Raw genomic sequence first — 18007 nt, forward strand, 5'->3', positions numbered from 1 at the left:
CATTGTAATATTAATTCTTTCTTTTATTGTCTTGTATCCTTTTAATATATCGTAGATGATGTTCTTTCTCACTAATTGTCGAGAACCGATCCTTTATTTTCTTTGCAGGGACACCTCCCCAAATTTCACAGTCCGGAATGTCTTGTGTCACTACAGCTCCAGCCGCTATTACCACCCCTTTGCCGATAGTGATACCGCCCACGATTGTAGCACTATGCCCTATCCATACATCATCTTCAACAATCGTTATGCCATTGTACCCTCTTGAACTATTCCAGATAAGTTCACCCACAGTATCAAACTGATGATCATTTCTTCCGACAAAACAAACACGTCCGGCTATCAAGATATTATTTTTAAATACGACATCAGAAGCGATATTGCAATATTCTCCAAACTGGACGTTATGACCAATACTTATTTTCATGCCTCTGGCAAAAGTAGTGTGAGCCATAACTCTCACGAAACCATTGTATTTCACCCATGGATATTTCAAATGAAATAAATACCATGTTCGAACAATGTTCATTATGTAGCGTATGGCAAACGTTGTCATACCTGCCCCTTTCGGCATGTTATGATAATCTATTTTCACTTGTTTCGATTAATATTATAAAAAGCAGATACATAATTGTCAAAAGAGCATGGCATCAAGTTTGCCCTAGATAAAGGCTTATTGGAATATTTCCGACAGGCTTGCCTTATTATGTAAATGAATTCTGTTTCATTCATGGGATCAAATAACATTCCATTGCCTTTGGTCACAAAATCCGTGGCACCGATATACTTGCTTGCCACCACGGGACATCCGTAAACCAAAGACTCATTAATAACAGCGCCAAAGGGTTCATACCTACTCGGCAGAATAAAAAAATTGGCTATTTCATACCATGCATACAAACCGACATCGGTATGAAATCCGGCAAAAACCACTTTGTCTTTCAGCCCAAGTCGCTTTGCTTGTTGTTGCAAGCTTTCTGATAGTTCCCCCTCACCTACAATGACCAATCTATAATTTACGATTTGTGCTTTTGCAAACGCATTTAACAGCAAATCCAACCCTTTTGCTTTTACTAACCTACCTGTGTAAAGAATAACAGAAGTCCCTGCCAAACCATATTGTTGAATGTATTTTTGAAGGATAGGTTGAAACTGTGAGCGATAAGCCAACAATGTTTGAGGATTCTGTATATTAGGACATACCTCTATCCGCAATCGGGGGAATCTTCTTTGATACCATTGCTTCACAGCATCACCATAGACTATAATCCCATTGCTGTGGGTCAATACATAGCTCCTGGATTTAGCCTTCAATCCGGAAGATATTTCGGCCATTTTCAAGTTGTCAGATGTTGTCAGATAATAGTTGTAGTGAAATAGCCCCATTTGCTTATACAAGGCTACCAAAATACTTGTATAGGAATACTCATGGGAGAAAATGACATCGGGATCTATTTTTTTGATTAAATTGAAAATTCCCAGACGTACAGGCCTATTTCCAATCCTGAATCCTTTAGTCAAGAAAAGGACCTTAATATTCTCCAGTTTTTCCAGCAATTCTTTCCTGTTATAGGTGAATCCCTCACTGTCAGCATCCGTAAATGCGATGGTCATGTCATAATATTTACCCATCTCATTAAACACATCAATCCTCCATGGAGATAGGTACTGGTAAAAGACTAATGCTTTCAACTTATTCATCTTCCTATACAGTAATAATCAAAGCCCAAATGTTGAAGTTCTTCTGCGTCATAAATGTTCCGCCCATCAATGATGACCGGATTGTTCATCAATTTCAGTAATAGGCTCCAATTGGGTAGCCGGAACTGTTTCCACTCAGTCTGTATCAATAAAGCATCCACTTCCAAGACAGTATCATACATGTCTGCGGCATATTCCACACCCCCGCCCATACGACGACGGCATTCCTCCATTGCCACAGGATCATACACCCGTACTTTGCATCCTTCCCTCAGCAACCGATCAATAGTGACCAATGAAGTCGCCTCACGCATATCGTCTGTTTCCGGTTTGAAGGCAAGTCCCCAAACAGCAATCTTTTTCCCTTGCAAAGCCCCTTTATAATGCTTGAACAATTTATTGAAAAGTACACTCTTTTGCTTTTCATTCACAGACTCCACCGCATTTAGCACCTTCATTTCATATCCATGCTTCTCTGCGGTCTTTATCAAAGCTTTAACATCCTTCGGGAAACACGAACCGCCATAACCGCAACCCGGGTAAAGGAACTTGCTTCCGATACGGCTGTCCGAACCTATTCCCTTTCGCACCATATTCACATCAGCTCCCACCAATTCGCATAAATTGGCAATATCGTTCATGAAGCTGATACGGGTAGCCAGCATAGAGTTTGCTGCGTATTTTATCATTTCCGCACTGGGTATATCGGTAAATATTACCCGGAAATTGTTCAGCAGGAAAGGACGGTAAAGTTTACTCATCAACTCCTTGGCTCTTTTCGATTCCACTCCTACCACAACCCTGTCTGGCGACATGAAATCTTTGATGGCTGCTCCTTCTTTTAGAAATTCAGGATTGGAAGCTACATCAAAGGGAACATTCACACATCGTTTATCAAGCTCTGCCTGAATAACAGCCTTCACTTTTTGGGCAGTCCCTATAGGAACTGTTGATTTGGTGACAAGCAGGGTATATTTCTGAATATTCTCACCAAATTGTTTTGCCACTGCCAATACATATCGTAAATCGGCACTTCCGTCTTCATCGGGAGGTGTCCCCACGGCACAGAACACAATGTCCACATCATTCAAGACAGACGTTAGATGGGTCGTAAAGCTCAACCTTCCTTCACGAAAATTGCGCATCACCATTTCATCCAATCCGGGTTCGTAAATAGGAATCCGACCGTTCTGTAAGTTTTCTATTTTTTCTCGATTCACGTCCACGCAAGTGACATGAACACCCATTTCCGCAAAGCAGGTGCCAGAAACCAATCCGACATAACCTGTACCAACAATTGCTATATTCATAACTATCTTTTAACGTCTTTTCCTGCATGTCGCATATACCTGTGAAAAGAATCCTATGATTGTTTTTCTCAATCCCACAAGTCTCATCGTGAATATAAGCGGATGCTGAATTTTGTTCTCAAACTTCTTTAATTGTATATCTTCCATATTTAATATGACAGGAAGAGCCACTTTCAAGAAAGGGATACCATGATGTGTTGATCTAAATGGCAGTAAATGGATTCCCTTTGTGTCTCCCAAATATGACCGCTGCTCGATGTCCCATCTGGATTGATTGGAAAAGAAATAATAAATATTCATCATAGGCATAATAAATGGGACAATATCAAAATACTTCCTATAAGGACCATCCTTTAATCTAAAGATTAGCGGATTTGTCTTTTCATTACTCTTTGTTAATAGGGATGTCAATTCTACTTGAGGATTGAAAGCAAATACCCTTTCGACTTTGAGGATGGAACCATACAAAATGGCCGCATAACCACCTGCTGAACTGCCAGACATGATAGTACGGTATCCATCGGTTTCATTTTTCAGAAATTCGATTAGTCTTTCCGGAGAATCAATGCTTTGGTTGATACCGGACAAATACCACTGCTTGAATACATCACGAACAAAAATATGTTTATACGCTTTTTCTATCCTTAAATTATACCATTCAAAGAAGTTTTTCTCTACAATCCTTTTCCTGAAAATATCTTCAACGTTTGGATAATATAGATCATTGCTGCAAAAATAGACAGCACAATACGTTTTATCCTTACATTGTTCATTATACTCAATCAGATAGTTGTGTTGGGTATCATACACATTACGTACAATATCCGAATCTGTTTGAAAAACAAACATGGATTTATTTATTGTTTCCATAATTGCGGAAATAAAACTCTTATATGAATTGTAATAAAATGCTTGACGGCTGTCACAAATCCGATGTGCCTTTTTTCAAAAAGGAAAAAAGGTATCGGTTCTGCATACCCTAAGGGGGAATAAAGATTTTTTATCCGCCTAATGAACGGGATCTCTTTTCTTGCCCATGCAGGCAACTTTGGATTGCTCTCGCAAATGCCTAGATATCCAGTAGCAACATAATTCTTAAAGCCGGCTTTCCGTACCCTATATCCATAATCAATATCTCCAATGGCATGACGATAAGTCCAATCAAGATTGCCAACCTTTTTAAAAACACATTGTGGTATCAAAACGCAATTTCCATTAAACTTTTCACATTCCTGCAACTTTCCATTAGGAGTTATTTTTTGCGAACCATCATATCCGCTATACGTAGTAACGCCTTTTTCCCTTAACCTCATTGGTGCTACTATTACGGCCTGATGATTGCATTTTGCAGAATTATCTAACAAAGTAAACAACGCACCGTCAAATAAATAGCTATCATCATTCAACCATAGATAAAAATTATAATCTTGTTTGGCAGCTTCTTCCCATGCCCTATACATTCCTCTGTTCCAAAATAAGTTACCATCACCTTTGATAATATGAACTTTCGGGAATTGCCTTTTAATCGCTTCCGGTGTTCCGTCCGTACAACCGTCATCGGTTAGATAAATATCGAGGCGCAAATAATTTGGCAATACTTGTTTATAAAGATTTTCCAAACATCTCAATGTTTTATTCTTCCTGTCATGAACTGTCAGTAATACGGCAATGTTTGCCTCTATCTGTTCCATTTTAAGATCCTTGATATAACTTGAATATTTGCCTTACGTTTGTTGGCAGAAAAAACTTTCTCATAACCATTTCATATCCGTTCTTGATTATCATTTCCTTTTCACCGCTGTTTGTCCTTAGCTTTTTGATTGCTTTTACGATCTCAGTCGATTGCTCTGGTATCAATAAAGAGCACAACTGTTCTTTATTGAAATCCCGCAATCCGGGAACATCATATAATATTGCCGGAATTTTGCAAGCCAAGGCTTCTATAGTAGTTAAGGAGATGCCTTCATAGTGTGAAGTCATAAGATATACATCAGAAACAATAAGGAATTTTCTCACCTCTTTTTGATTTCCCATAAAACGAATTTTGTTCTCAACTCCAAGTTTTCTTGCCAAAGTTTTTTCTTCTTCGGTAGTATCTCCTTGTCCAAGGTGAAGATACATTAGATTATTTTTTTCTTTTAGCAAATCGGGAAGTGCTTTGATAATGTCATGATGCCGTTTATTAACACTACAACCTCCTACGGAAATTATAACAAAACTATCTTTTGAGATGCCAAGTTCTTTTCTAACAGCTTGCTTCTCTGCCTTATCAGCCGGAAAGAATCGTTTATTCCCAAACCAATTATAGATTTTTATCGTGTCATTATGATAATATAAACGTTCATTATCGTACACACTATCTGATATCGTTTGGAATTTACAACTCAACAAATTCTTTGCACTCCATCTTAACCATATATGGTAAAGGTATGAAATAGGTCTGGACTTAAAGCAACTATGAAAAGTGTAGACAGAACGTATTCCCGCCAGACATGCAACCAAAGCCATATCCCATTTCATATTCGATGCATGGGTATGAATGACATCTATTCCTTCTTTTTTCACCAACCGGACTATTTGTTGGCAATAACTCCATCTGGTAATCAATCCACTCGGACAAGGTAGATGATATACTTTGTAACCTGCATCTTTAAACATGTCGGCATATTTACCCAACCTTTCTGCCGAATTTATAACATACAATTCACACCCAAGGCTTCTAAATTCATCGGCTGCATCAACATACATGATCTCAGCCCCAGAAAATTTCAATTCGTATAAAACATGCAATATTTTCATCGCTTATAGAATTACAACTTTTTAGTTACTTTGTGGATCAACAATTATTCAATAAATATACTACAGCTTCATTTCATCATTCATAAAAGAAAAAATCTGATTCAGCTAACCACATTTCAGTCATCTTACTTTTTTTGAAGAAAGCTCTGATTTCCATCTCTTTCTGTGCGGAAAAAACACGCTGATCCCCTAATCGAACCACTTTACCAGGACTACCTGCTATAAGTATTCCATCATCATGGTAACCTAAAAAACTCTTATTCACAAAACTCCTACTTGCCACAATGGTATTGTCGGGAAGTTGAGTACCCCGCATAAGGGTAGTAGAATTTCCAATCCAGTTCCTATTCCCCACTTCGATAATTCCCACACAATCCTTTACCAAGCCGTCTTTCTGAAGTATATAATGAAAGTTCGTATCACAACAAACACAATCGAAAGCGAACTGGCTATACGCTCGAATAAATATCCGATTGTTACATAAGATTTTACATCCACCTGAAAAACAGACATTTTCTCCCAGTTGCAATATTCCATCATTGATGCGCAAAGTACAGCCTGAAGAGAATTGAACGTCACCTTCTAGTACCATCGTACCATTTATCATAAACAATAATGAGGGAGCTGGGGTTGGATAAAAATATTCATGATTCTTGGCAAACTTGACTATTCCAAAACGAGGAGAACAGAGAAGCTTTACCGAAGAATTACTTATGATTAATTGCGTTTTCCCATAAATGACAATCGGCAAATGAATAGCTTGCTTGAAAGGAAGCAACTTAAAGTTTACAACCAATGTCTTCCATACATGAAAATGATATTTTCTGTATGTCTTCATGATTAATCGAAGTAAAGCATACATAAATCACCAATAACAATTGTTTTCTACTTTATCGCTATGTACCGTACGATATGCGTCTGGACTAACCCATGCAGGATTAGAAAAATATTTCAAATAGCAATCTTCTGGAAGCCCCACATCAAGTGCAATTTGTGGATTTTTCCAACGAATACCCTTGATACCAAACATCAATTGCAAGCCACCGCCAAAATGAACGGCTTGTTTGCCTATTTTTTTCACATGTGCAGCCAAAGGAAATCCATAAGCTCCGCATCCTATCAGACAGATATCAAAATCCGCTTTTCCTATTTCCCGCTTCATCCATTCCAGTGCGTCAAACCAATCTTTGAAACCTTGGTTGTCGCCACCCAGACTTTGTACAGCCTTTACTGTCCTTAGCTCAAAGTCCGGCAAAACATCTTTATTGTCAAACAAATCAGAACGATGGGCGTATTGCGCTTCGATCAGTTCGGCAAACGGATGAATCACAACAACCTTCTTCCCTTTCAATACTCTTGACCAAGGTCGAGATGTTACGAATGGATCAAAGAAAGATAAGGGTATAAATAATGGATTGCACATATAAGGTCGGAGAATATGTAATCCTCTCTGTACGGTCTCAAAAGACCCACATATATCCAGCAAAGAAGCGTCTTGAAGCATCATTTCGCAAAACCGGGAAAGATGCTCAATGTCAGGAGGGAAGAATCCACTCCAATTTTGCATTTGGTTCATGACGTTCTTGTTCCACCACCAATCAGAGACATCACCTCTCAGATATTTTTTTAGAAGAGGTTTTCCTTGGCGAATGCTTAAGTAATTGAGAATGCAAGCCATTTCCGTAGCTCCGAAGCGTGCAATCATGCAAGGCCTCTTGGAATCAAGTAAAGTATAGATTGCATCCGAAGCTTTCAGAGGATCGGTTTCTTCAACTATGACGGCTGATTTCTGAAATCCAGTCATCTTGCCATAAATTTTACGCAAGCTCCTCCATAGCACTGTTTCTATGTACGTCATTTGTTTACCAATTTAAATATTGTGGATTAATTTTATTCAAATCACATTTATCACCCCATGTAGGATACCTTCTTAACCTCCAGCGAACTTTCGTCAGGTTTATGTAAAGAATAGCGACTCTTGGATAATGCGCTATCAAGCTGAGCTCAAAAGGATAAAACAACTTTTTGACATCAAAGGAAAGACGTTGTATAAAACGGAGCAACGCTTCGTTATCTTTAAGAGAAAGTCTCCTTTTAAAGTCATGAAACAAAAAATACCTAAGATAAATATTCAAAGATTCATTCCCTTTTTCACTTACCCGCAAGCTATCTTCCATACCGATATTGTAATACATCAATTTGGATTCTTCAGCTTGAGGCGTATTGGGGTTTTGAGTCGTTTGACCTGGCACATCCCCCCTATACTTATTTAAAGGAATACCACAATAAAAAACTGGCGCTATCAAAGCAACAGCTTGTATAAGAAGATAATCTTCGTGATAAATCATGTGTGGAATATACCTATGCGTCCGATTAAATACGCTTTTCTTTAAGACAGTTCCGCTTGTCTGCCCAAACAGAGAAACATTATGAAACAGATTAATTTCTCCTTGATAATTCTCAAATCCTTTTGGTATACAATAAATAGAGCGAGAAGCACCTTGAGCGATAAATGCACATAGAAACAATCCGCATCGGGGGTTGTTTTGAATATGTTTGGTCATGATTTTCAGATAATCGGGATGCCATTCGTCATCGCCATCAAGCAAGGCTACATATTCACAGCGAGCTTCTTCTACCCCCCTATTCCGAGCGACACTTACGCCTTGATTTTCTTGATGAAATATCCGTATCCGGTTGTCGTGAAAATGTTGCTGGATTATCCCCACTCCATTGTCAGTCGATCCGTCATCGACTATAATGACTTCAAAATCCTGATACTCCTGTTTGAAAACCGCATTCAAAGTATGCACAATCGTATGCGCTTTGTTGTACAAAGGAATGACAATAGAAATCATATTACTTTTATAATTTTGTTATTAATATACTTCGATCCGCGATTTAGCATGAATGCCGTTACTATGGATAGTGTATAACATACTATTATCAATGTACCTCCATAAGAATAATAGTTTTTCGATAAATAAATAAAAATACCATGTACAAGATATAATTCATAGGAAATTCCTCCTAAAAATTTAAGACTAGTCAAGTTTACAATTCCTAATACCTGAATCACCCATACCATCACTATGGGCAATGTGACGTTTAATGCGATGAGAGAAGCGATTTTCATTCCATCAGAGACAAATCTGAGATAAATGAATATAAAAACCAACAAAAACAATATTGATCCAACAAAAAATGAGATCAGTTTTTTCCGCACAAACGATTGAACACCCTGGCTCATACAGGCATATTCTATACCAATATTAAAGGACAAGACGGACGTATACCACCAATAACCCCAGCCCAACAATAAAATGCAAGCGATATAGGCAAAAGAGCCAATCCACATCCAATTCAACGCTTTTCTACCTTGCACTCCGCATATGGAAAAAACGGCATGAAAAAAGATGTATAAAATGAAAAGTGCATACATATACCATGAATTGGGCAAAGGAGGGTTGCCTAAAGTCATTTCGTAGCAAATATTCCATGCAGACAGATGTTCAAAACACATCCTTATACAGATAAAAATACAGGTCGCAATGAGTAAAGGCGGTAACAGTTTCAAAAACCTTTTTTTATAGAATGAGTCCAAGTAAATTTTCCCTTTCTTATGTAAAGAAGCCATCAAACCATATCCGCTTATGAAAAAGAACATGGATACGGCCCCTCCTCCGAAAAAGGTAAACTGACTGACAAGCATACGAAAAGACGGCGATAAGCCCGGAAAAGAAGTGACACCGGACAAATGATGCAAAACGATTAACAAAACCAATATGCCCCGCAGGGAAAGGGTTCGGTCTACATTGAACGGACTGAACAATATCTGTGTTCCATTCCACCGATGTCTGAAAACAGTTAATCCCGCAAGAATCACCAATGCAATATAACAAATGCAATATAAGTACATGAGTTTATTTATCTGTCACAGGTAATCGAAAATACTTCTATACACGATGTCGTTAGAAGAAGCCAACCAAATAGATGGTGTGCTGAAAAAGCGGAAAGCAAAGCACAGCGGAACAGTTATCAAATAATAGTCACATAAACTCCCCTTTGCCGTAAAGAAATAGGGAACCACTAACGGCATGAAAAAGAAACGGATGATGAAATAACGGGTCTGCATGAGCGGCATCGAGGTCATGAGCAGGCACATGGAAATCAAAATCAAGAACAAGTTGTTAATATAAAGTTCGCACTTTCGCCGTTCGCTATCAAAGAAAAACGCTTTGACATAAAGAATAACCGTAACCGCCAAGAACGGATATACCGCCGAAGGCTGTATAATATCTTTCAATGCATATGCATTTGAAGCGGTAGCTAACCGCTGGAATGCATAAAAGCTACTGGAGGAAAATATGGACAGGTTGGTAAACAGGATGTAAAGTAATCCAAATCCCAAGACGATGTAGATGTAAAAGCGAAAAGAAGCTTTCTTTCCTAAACGAATAAACAAGAATGGAATAAAAAAACCTGTCATAGTATGCGTGAAAAAAGAGATAACCAGCAAAGGATAAAGAATACGTCCGTTGGTGCATCTTTCAATAATGGCATACAGCATCATTGACATGGCGAACTGCTGGCGCAGCAAATTATTGCAGATGCCATTCACTTCTGTCACAAAAGCAAATAGGCACAAAGAAGCAACAAGGAAACGGGGGTCAGCTTGAATATAGTTCCAAAATTTATAAATGGCAGCAAATGTGAACATATAGGTCAAAGCAACAATGAAATTCGCATAAGAAAGGAAATCTCCGTCAAACAGATAATAGCCTATCAGATTAAATGCCTGCCAGACATATTCCTTTGTCGTGAAAAAAAGATAAGTGAGTGTGTCGGTTATTGCCGCATTATGAAAATTATAATAATAGTTCCCCGCCCAGTCACTCGGCTCTCCTAAATGGAATGACCGTGTAGACTGCAAACACCACATGAACAAGGTAAGAATAATGACCAAGTAGAATGCCATTGATTTTTCTTTTGAAACAAAAACAAAAAACAATGTTGACAGTACCCCCAAAAAAGGGTTAAGCAAAAAAATCAGAGCCAATGCTGCCTGAATTTTCCAAACTGCTTTATTGTCGGTTATTTTTATCTGACAGTCCATCAATGATACCTCCCAATAGTTCATGATTCCTTTTTATTTGTCTTTATCAAAATAAATAGGCTATACAAGATTCTCCTTTCTTCCTTTTGGCAGCAGATGCAATAGAATGAGACTGCAAATATTAACATGGTCAATGTCACCGAGAAGACCAAGGAAGATATGGAATTTACAGCAATCGCCATCATACACGGATATGCAATGACCAATGTGAGCAGGACGGATGCGGATACAGGTAGTATCGCTTTAAGGATAAAATAGCGAGCCGGTATGTTACAATCAGTTCTTGCGCAATACAAAGCTATGGAATAAGTCATTATCGCACCAAAAAGCAATGCGATTATATACATGAAATAAGGTTGAAAACCCATATGGAAAACTATATATATAAGAGGTAGCTGAATGATATTGGTAAAACTGCTTAATATCTTAAAACGCCTGATACGACCAGTGGCTTCTATTGCCCTTGGAACGGTTACACACAAAATGTCGACAAAGGTCTTCAACAACTGAAAACGGATAAACACCACAGTCCACTCTGGAACTTCTTTTAGCCATATTTTTAAGATGTAGGGTGCCTCCAGAAATACAGGAATCGCAATTATCGAAAATAGTGCAGATGAGAATTTGGATCCATAAATTACAGATTTCAAAAACAGATTCCCATCATGGGCACCTGCACTCTTTCCAATTACCGGATTCAAAGCTTTAGTCATACCCGATGATAAAGCTTGTAGCTGCCCGTTCAGTTGAGTCGTGATACCCTGTGCCGCATTCAGAAGCGTTCCAAAAAAGTGGTTCAAAAGAACGCTTTGTCCCTGTATACTAATGATTACAATCATTGTATTCAACAGATTCCATCCGAAAAAACTTGCCATTTCTTTCATCGTATCCCGATCGAAATAATGTTGTATGGACAAGGTACATTCAGCATAATGTTTATGGCAATATAATAGCATGATAGAAAGAGTGATAAACGGAATACATGCCATCAATACCCCATAAACTATCAGCCTGTCATGCGATGCATATACACAGGCAAATGCCACAAACAGTTTTAAGACAGATTCCAGAATACCTACAAAAGCATAATAGCGCATATTCTCACGGGAATTAAGTACCGCATCGTATGGAACAGTCATGACCGTAAACATCGTACTAGCCACTAATCCCCCATAAACTATTTGGGCGGCATGAGCTCTTTCCATGGGTATGTTCAGAATCCCGTTAAAAAAAATATATCCATTGATTATCAATGCTATTCCCGCAACAATTGCCACAATGAAATGTAACAGGATACTAACATTGAATATTACCGTTTTCTTCTCATAGTTTCCGGAACCTTCGGTGTAGGACATAAAGCGTTGTGTGGCACTTGCCATGGATATATTTAGGAATCCCAACATCGCAATGGTGCCCCCAACGATATTAAATACGCCAAAATCCGAAGCCCCCAACGCCTGAAGAATGATACGGGTGGTGTACAAAGAGATGAACATAGTGATGCCCATCCTAACATACAGATAACCGGTATTCCTAATTACACGTGCGACCGTTGTCGACATAGTATCTATTACTTTCCTGTTATATATTCAAAACCTTTATCTGATCGTATTGCCAGTCATTGCAACGAACCTCATCTACAAAGCGCTATGGTATGCAATAATCAATTCTCATCTGTATAGTAATTATAAGAATGATATCCATATTTATAACCATAGTGTCCACCCCCCATGTCAGTCCCGTTAAGAACAAGCGACATGTTTTTATATGTATTTTTACGATAGATTTTTTCCAGTTCCGGCAACATGGCGCGATCCAGAAAACCTGCCCGAACTATAAAAATAGTGTAGTCGGCATATTGTCCAATGATCTGAGAATCCGCCATGATGTTGACAGGGGGACAATCAATGAAAATATAATCGTACCGAGTACGCACCTCCGCCAGCAGTTGTCCAAAACGGGCGTTGAGAAGTAATTCGGTCGGGTTCGGCGGAATGGTACCTACCGGAAGGACATGTAGATTATCGGACAAAAACCGTTTCCCATTCTCATCAGTGTATTCTGAGTCAGCATCCAGTTCTATTTTCGAAATGAAAAGTTTCTCGATGTCATTGAATTCACCAGCCAGATAATCACTCAACCCTTTTTTGTGAAAGTGAATAAACTTGGATACGGCATTCCTACGCAAATCGCCATCAATAATCAAGACTTTACTTCCTTTGACAGCCAGACTAATTGCGGTATTTATTGTAAGAAATGTTTTTCCAGAACCTTGAACGAAAGAAGTCAGTATAATTATTCTTGATTTTTGTTCCTTATTCACAATAAATTCCAGATTAGTCCGCAATACACGGAAAGCCTCATTCATGATGTCGCGTTTTCCATTCTCAACAAGTATGGCTGGAGAGTCCCAATCTGTTTTCTTTCCGTGAAAGTAATTTTTTCTTCTCTTTTTGGAATTCCACTGCGGAATTTCTCCGAGGAACGGTAAGGAAAGTTCCACCACATCCTTTTTATCACGTACTTTCGTATCTAAACTCTTCTTGATGAGAAGAATGGTTGCTGGTATCAATAAAGAGAGGACAAATGCGAACAGAACAATTTTTCTCTTTTGTGGCTCTACAGGAATATCATTTCCATAAGGAGGTGTTATGACACGTGTATTGTTGGTGATGAATGCCTGTGCCAGTTCGTTTTCCTCCCGCTTTTGAAGTAAAAACAGGTAGAGAGATTCCTTCACTTTCTGTTGCCGTTCAATAGATAGCAGGAACTTAGCTTGGCTTGGATTTGCCGCAAGATGTGCCGTAACCTGACTTTTGTCTTTTTGAAGGCTTCCTATCTGCATCTCAAGTTTGTGGTATTGGTTATCTATGGAAGCGATGATGGCTTTACGTAATTCAGCCAGAACTTCGTCCATATCCATAACCAGCGGATTCACTGTGCTACTATTGGCCATCAATCCATTACGTTGCAGTAATTTCCCATTATATTCCGATATTTGATTTTCGATACTCATATTCTCAATGCCGGAGTTGACAGGTAACAATTTCTCCTTGTTGGCATTGTCCAACAGATAATTCCGAACATAGCGAGTCATATATAATTGGTTGTTCAACGATAAGAGTTGTGCGTCAGCAGCACTGTTCTGTGATATGTATAAGTCAGAAGCTGCCTGTACATCCGGAAGCAAGTTCTCACTTTTATAAGAAGATATGTTTTCATCCACGCTTCCCAACTCACGTTCTATTATATTAATACGCTCGTTGATAAACATGGAGGTGGCCACCATTATCTGATTTTTGTCTTTCATCCAATTCTCGTTATAAACAGCTACTAACATGTTGAGTATTTCTTCTATTCTAGATATGCTGGTATCTTTGAAAATCAATTCCACAATAGAGCTTTTTTCATTGTACTGCGTGACGGTAAGTTTGTTGTTGAAATTTCTTATCGTAGATAACAGGGGATCTATCGTAACATGCAGGACATATTCGTTATCGGCCGTATATATGGGCGTAGGCTCAATGAGCAATCGTCCCAATGGAGATGCTATCGTATCAGAAAGAGTGGCACTGATGTCGGAAGGAAGTGAAATCGCATCCCCTTTCCAGATAAAATCTGATAACTTAACTTTGTTGCCTTGGAGGTGCATAGTAAACTCTCCGGACTCGTTACCCTGCCAATCGGGCATGGATACCAAGACGGGTAAGAAAGGACCATATAGTTCCTTACCATGAAACCTTCCCGGAATGGCATAATGAATGTATAGATTCAACCGCTTCACAACTTCGGTCATAATGGAAGGAGATTGCAGGGCAACTATTTCGTCCAAGACATTCGATTTAGGCTGGATGATACCTAAATCTTCAAAAGATTCGAAATTCGAGGGAAGCGATTTGCCTTGCATGTCACTTTGAATTTGTATCGTCATGGTACGACTAAAAACAGATGGGGATCTTAGTACATATACTACTCCCATACTAGTAATCAACAATATGGAAACCACAAACCATTTCCAATTTAAGATACAAAGAGAAATAAAATCTTTTATTCTAATAAAGTCTATTCTATCTTCTTTAGGAATTTCCATAAAATACGAATTATAAAAAGATTGATATTAATGAGGCAATAAGTGAGGTCACAGAAATCCAGAAAGATGTACTCCGAATCGTATTGCCATTGACCGTGGATTGATTGGCACGGACATTACCCGGTTCCACATAAACAATGTCATTCTGTTGCAAATAGTAAGCTGGGGATGAAAACAGATCCTCTGCGGAACATAAATTTACGCTATAAGAATACCGTGTGCCGCCATTCTCTCGTAATACAAATACTTTGTCCCGTTTGCCATAGATGGTCAAGTCTCCGGCCATACCGATAGCATCAAGCAGTGTGACCTTGTCCCGGTCTATGCTATAGCGCCCCGGCGTTTTCACTTCACCCAGAACCGAGATGCAAAGATTGGCGAACTCGACTGTTACCACAGGGTCTTTTAACAATTCGCGGGAAATCAACTCCTCTTTTATCAATGAGGCGATTTCTTTCCTTGTTTTTCCGTTTACATTTATTGCCCCCAATACCGGAAATTCTATATACCCCTCCAAATCAACCGTATATGAAAGAATACCGGAATTATTACTTGTCGTGCCAATAGCTTTAGCCGTGATTGCCAAATTGAATAATTCAGCCAACTGAGGTTCCCTGCTGTTTATCAGAATCGTTATCTTATCGCCGGGGAGCACTTTGATATAGTGGGGAGAGAGTGAAGTGAAAAGTTCACTCTCTCCGGGTTTCAAATCTTGAAAATAGGCTATTCTTTTACTTGAAGAACAAGAAGCTAAAAAGCACAAGAATGTCAATACAAGCAGGTACTTGTCTAATTTCCGGTAAAATACTTTCATAAAATCAATTGGGTTAAGGATTATCATTCCTTTTCGTTAGTTTCATTATCGTTTTCTCTGAAGAAACAGTTGTTATTATATACTCCCGTTTTTCGTTTTCGTTCGATTTCCCTTAGTAGCAATTCTGGCAGAGTAAATAGAATCATTCCACACCGCTTCAATTGCTTCTTGGGTTCTCTGAATATTCTGTACACGAACTCCAAGTGCCATTTGATGATCCACTTTGGAGCACGCCTTGCTTCCACGCCACTATAGAATTTAAAAACAGCCCCAACCGCAATCATGACCCCTCGTTTCAAATGGGGCTTTAATCTATCCATAAAATATTCTTGTTTAGGAGCTCCCAAAGCTATCCAAATAATATCAGCCTCGTCAGTTTCTATTTCTTTGGCTATGTTGGCATAATCAAATTCCTCTACCGACATATAAGGAAGTTCCAAGAAGGTCATATCAGCCACATCCGGGTTTTCTTTTGACAAATTGCTCTGCAACCCTCTCAATATGGCTCGTGATGTTCCCAAGAAGATCATCCTGTACTTCCTGCTATGAATGATGTCCATAAAGATTTGGCTTCCGCAATATTGCTCATAACGCTTTCCGTAAATCCAATGGATATACAACGGGACGTAACTGCTGTCACAAATGGAGAACATCCCACCATTGACTGTTCTCAGATAGTCAGACTTCCTGTTCGCTGTGCCCAACACTACACCATCTACTACACAGATATAGTCAGAACCTAATTTTTCCAGCTGCCGTGCTATAGAAGTATGAACCCGTTGTTTGTCAAACTCGTAGTGGATATTAAAGAATGTATTCATAATAACATAATGAATAGGTTTATTGTACAATCAATAAGTAAACTTAATCAGTCAGAAGAAATTATTTTTTTAATATTTCCTCATAATGCCTTACTAACTTTTTTGCTTTTGCTTCCCATGTTAGCTCTTGTCTCTTTTCTAACATTCTGGTTGATATGTCATTCAAGACAGCTCGGTTTTGATATAATAGTGAAAGTTCATGAGCAAAATCTTGAACTGATTTATAAGGATTAGATAATTCAACTGTAATACCTGCAAAATCTTTTACTATAGGACCAAAACCGCAAGTGTTAAAACACAGTATCGGCAATCCTACCGTTATGGCTTCAAGCACCACCGTGGATGTAGCTTCCATGATTGAAGTAAAAAACATCAAATCAGATGAAGCCATCATCTTCAGAATTTTATCATGAGACACATTCCCATGCCAGTGGCATTTCGAGGCTATTCCACAAATTTCGGCCATACGTTTCATTTCATTCACGGCATCATCGTTCCCTGTACCACAAATATGCAGTTCCACATTCCGCTGATTCATGGCTGTTATTGATTTAATCGCTATTGGAAGTTGTTTGCGAAAGTCAAATTTTCCTATCCATATAATTTTAAAAGGCTCGTCAGATTTACTTGTTTTTCTCCGAAAAGTAGAATTGGAGTCAATTCCAGTTTCATTGATTAGTAAACTGTTTTTCTGATAGTGATTCGATAGGATATCACTGACACTTTTTACAGCGGAAATTAATATATCCGCTTTTTGAATGGCTGCATGAACCCTTGACGAATATAAGTATTGATATTGGTTAATTATATTTTTAAGATAATTAAACAACCTCTGCTTCATTGGAACTCCTAGCAGATATTCCATTGGCATCAATTCCATCCCTCCGATGGGTCCCCAAACAAAAGGAACTTCTTTGATCTTCCACAAATAACCTGGTTCACGAAATCCAATCATATTCAGTTGATGAAGAATATCTATTCGGTTATTTTTTATAATTTGTTTCGCTATTTTCAACGTTTGTTTTTGCCAGTTCCGATAATACCAGTAAAACCTCCAGTCACCTTGGTTCCAACACATCTTTCTCACTTTAGTGGGAAGTGGATTGTAATAAAAATGAAGATGATCCTTTTGAGAAAGTGACATCATAGCCTCCTCTATGTTATCCCGAAATTCACCCTCAGTTATCACATACACATTGCAGTATCTGGCGATGTTGACAACCCAATTCCACCCCATTCCTTGTTCGCTGCCCCAATAAGGATTGACAGCATAGGCATTTACAAGAACATTTATCATTTTCGTTTAGTGCTCAAATTAGAGTATACACCAATGTATAGGCACTTTTATAGTACCTA

At 38.6% G+C, this 18007-nt stretch carries 16 protein-coding genes; all 16 read right to left on the reverse strand.

Features of this window, described 5'->3' with window-relative positions; translation table 11 throughout:
- Nucleotides 1-10 precede the first annotated feature (10 nt).
- The 16 genes from DWX84_RS10005 to DWX84_RS10080 all read right to left on the reverse strand — a co-directional run bounded on the left by DWX84_RS10005 (nucleotide 11) and on the right by DWX84_RS10080 (nucleotide 17948).
- A complete protein-coding gene (locus tag DWX84_RS10005; protein ID WP_009018610.1) occupies nucleotides 11-595 on the reverse strand; it encodes a DapH/DapD/GlmU-related protein in 585 nt (194 codons plus the stop codon).
- The gene (locus DWX84_RS10010) at nucleotides 592-1701 is read right to left on the reverse strand and encodes a glycosyltransferase (RefSeq protein WP_227713816.1); all 1110 of its coding nucleotides are present in this window, start codon (nucleotides 1699-1701) and stop codon (nucleotides 592-594) included. The genes DWX84_RS10005 and DWX84_RS10010 overlap by 4 nt, the downstream gene beginning before the upstream one ends.
- Nucleotides 1698-3011, reverse strand: coding sequence for a UDP-glucose/GDP-mannose dehydrogenase family protein (locus DWX84_RS10015; protein ID WP_048928343.1), 1314 nt, complete (start codon nucleotides 3009-3011; stop codon nucleotides 1698-1700). The genes DWX84_RS10010 and DWX84_RS10015 overlap by 4 nt, the downstream gene beginning before the upstream one ends.
- Before the next feature lie 9 nt (nucleotides 3012-3020).
- Complete coding sequence (locus DWX84_RS10020) at nucleotides 3021-3881, reverse strand: hypothetical protein (RefSeq protein WP_227154289.1); 861 nt, start codon at nucleotides 3879-3881, stop codon at nucleotides 3021-3023.
- A complete protein-coding gene (locus tag DWX84_RS10025) occupies nucleotides 3869-4702 on the reverse strand; it encodes a glycosyltransferase family 2 protein (protein ID WP_005865542.1) in 834 nt (277 codons plus the stop codon). The genes DWX84_RS10020 and DWX84_RS10025 overlap by 13 nt, the downstream gene beginning before the upstream one ends.
- Before the next feature lies 1 nt (nucleotide 4703).
- Nucleotides 4704-5810 (reverse strand): glycosyltransferase family 4 protein, encoded by a 1107-nt coding sequence (locus DWX84_RS10030; protein ID WP_005865540.1) that lies wholly within the window; start codon nucleotides 5808-5810, stop codon nucleotides 4704-4706.
- A gap of 76 nt (nucleotides 5811-5886) precedes the next feature.
- Nucleotides 5887-6648 (reverse strand): hypothetical protein, encoded by a 762-nt coding sequence (locus DWX84_RS10035; RefSeq protein WP_227154287.1) that lies wholly within the window; start codon nucleotides 6646-6648, stop codon nucleotides 5887-5889.
- A gap of 27 nt (nucleotides 6649-6675) precedes the next feature.
- On the reverse strand, nucleotides 6676-7614 hold the full coding sequence (locus DWX84_RS10040; protein ID WP_229103516.1) for a hypothetical protein: 939 nt from the start codon (nucleotides 7612-7614) through the stop codon (nucleotides 6676-6678).
- A 58-nt stretch (nucleotides 7615-7672) separates the two neighbouring features.
- On the reverse strand, nucleotides 7673-8668 hold the full coding sequence (locus DWX84_RS10045; RefSeq protein WP_005865534.1) for a glycosyltransferase family 2 protein: 996 nt from the start codon (nucleotides 8666-8668) through the stop codon (nucleotides 7673-7675).
- Nucleotides 8665-9729 carry an acyltransferase gene (locus DWX84_RS10050; protein ID WP_005865532.1) on the reverse strand — a complete coding sequence of 355 codons (1065 nt, stop codon included), beginning with the start codon at nucleotides 9727-9729 and terminating at the stop codon, nucleotides 8665-8667. The genes DWX84_RS10045 and DWX84_RS10050 overlap by 4 nt, the downstream gene beginning before the upstream one ends.
- Before the next feature lie 15 nt (nucleotides 9730-9744).
- Nucleotides 9745-10950, reverse strand: a complete 1206-nt coding sequence (locus DWX84_RS10055) for an EpsG family protein (RefSeq protein WP_048928345.1) — start codon at nucleotides 10948-10950, stop codon at nucleotides 9745-9747.
- Nucleotides 10947-12434, reverse strand: coding sequence for an MATE family efflux transporter (locus tag DWX84_RS10060; protein WP_227157556.1), 1488 nt, complete (start codon nucleotides 12432-12434; stop codon nucleotides 10947-10949). The genes DWX84_RS10055 and DWX84_RS10060 overlap by 4 nt, the downstream gene beginning before the upstream one ends.
- Nucleotides 12435-12589: 155 nt before the next feature.
- Nucleotides 12590-15016: a tyrosine-protein kinase family protein gene (locus DWX84_RS10065; protein ID WP_048928346.1), complete on the reverse strand. Its 2427-nt coding sequence runs from the start codon at nucleotides 15014-15016 to the stop codon at nucleotides 12590-12592.
- 10 nt (nucleotides 15017-15026) lie between these two features.
- Nucleotides 15027-15830, reverse strand: coding sequence for a polysaccharide biosynthesis/export family protein (locus DWX84_RS10070; RefSeq protein ID WP_005865524.1), 804 nt, complete (start codon nucleotides 15828-15830; stop codon nucleotides 15027-15029).
- A 23-nt stretch (nucleotides 15831-15853) separates the two neighbouring features.
- Nucleotides 15854-16651, reverse strand: a complete 798-nt coding sequence (locus DWX84_RS10075; RefSeq protein ID WP_005865522.1) for a WecB/TagA/CpsF family glycosyltransferase — start codon at nucleotides 16649-16651, stop codon at nucleotides 15854-15856.
- Between the two features lie 61 nt (nucleotides 16652-16712).
- Entirely contained in the window at nucleotides 16713-17948 is a 1236-nt protein-coding gene (locus DWX84_RS10080; protein WP_005865520.1) for a glycosyltransferase family 4 protein, read from the reverse strand.
- Between the last annotated feature and the right edge of the window lie 59 nt (nucleotides 17949-18007).

Origin of the sequence: Parabacteroides sp. AF21-43 (genome assembly GCF_003635435.1) — a bacterium.
Classification (GTDB): domain Bacteria; phylum Bacteroidota; class Bacteroidia; order Bacteroidales; family Tannerellaceae; genus Parabacteroides; species Parabacteroides distasonis.

What these genes read in the sequence shown, in the direction of transcription:
- DWX84_RS10040 (WP_229103516.1), bottom strand. Translation starts at nt 7,614, where the DNA reads ATGACTGGATTTCAGAAATCAGCCGTCATAGTTGAAGAAACCGATCCT.
- DWX84_RS10010 (WP_227713816.1), bottom strand. Translation starts at nt 1,701, where the DNA reads ATGAATAAGTTGAAAGCATTAGTCTTTTACCAGTACCTATCTCCATGG.
- DWX84_RS10075 (WP_005865522.1), bottom strand. Translation starts at nt 16,651, where the DNA reads ATGAATACATTCTTTAATATCCACTACGAGTTTGACAAACAACGGGTT.
- DWX84_RS10015 (WP_048928343.1), bottom strand. Translation starts at nt 3,011, where the DNA reads ATGAATATAGCAATTGTTGGTACAGGTTATGTCGGATTGGTTTCTGGC.
- DWX84_RS10045 (WP_005865534.1), bottom strand. Translation starts at nt 8,668, where the DNA reads ATGATTTCTATTGTCATTCCTTTGTACAACAAAGCGCATACGATTGTG.
- DWX84_RS10065 (WP_048928346.1), bottom strand. Translation starts at nt 15,016, where the DNA reads ATGGAAATTCCTAAAGAAGATAGAATAGACTTTATTAGAATAAAAGAT.
- DWX84_RS10020 (WP_227154289.1), bottom strand. Translation starts at nt 3,881, where the DNA reads ATGGAAACAATAAATAAATCCATGTTTGTTTTTCAAACAGATTCGGAT.
- DWX84_RS10030 (WP_005865540.1), bottom strand. Translation starts at nt 5,810, where the DNA reads ATGAAAATATTGCATGTTTTATACGAATTGAAATTTTCTGGGGCTGAG.
- DWX84_RS10070 (WP_005865524.1), bottom strand. Translation starts at nt 15,830, where the DNA reads ATGAAAGTATTTTACCGGAAATTAGACAAGTACCTGCTTGTATTGACA.
- DWX84_RS10060 (WP_227157556.1), bottom strand. Translation starts at nt 12,434, where the DNA reads ATGGGCATCACTATGTTCATCTCTTTGTACACCACCCGTATCATTCTT.
- DWX84_RS10035 (WP_227154287.1), bottom strand. Translation starts at nt 6,648, where the DNA reads ATGAAGACATACAGAAAATATCATTTTCATGTATGGAAGACATTGGTT.
- DWX84_RS10080 (WP_005865520.1), bottom strand. Translation starts at nt 17,948, where the DNA reads ATGATAAATGTTCTTGTAAATGCCTATGCTGTCAATCCTTATTGGGGC.
- DWX84_RS10055 (WP_048928345.1), bottom strand. Translation starts at nt 10,950, where the DNA reads ATGAACTATTGGGAGGTATCATTGATGGACTGTCAGATAAAAATAACC.
- DWX84_RS10050 (WP_005865532.1), bottom strand. Translation starts at nt 9,729, where the DNA reads ATGTACTTATATTGCATTTGTTATATTGCATTGGTGATTCTTGCGGGA.
- DWX84_RS10025 (WP_005865542.1), bottom strand. Translation starts at nt 4,702, where the DNA reads ATGGAACAGATAGAGGCAAACATTGCCGTATTACTGACAGTTCATGAC.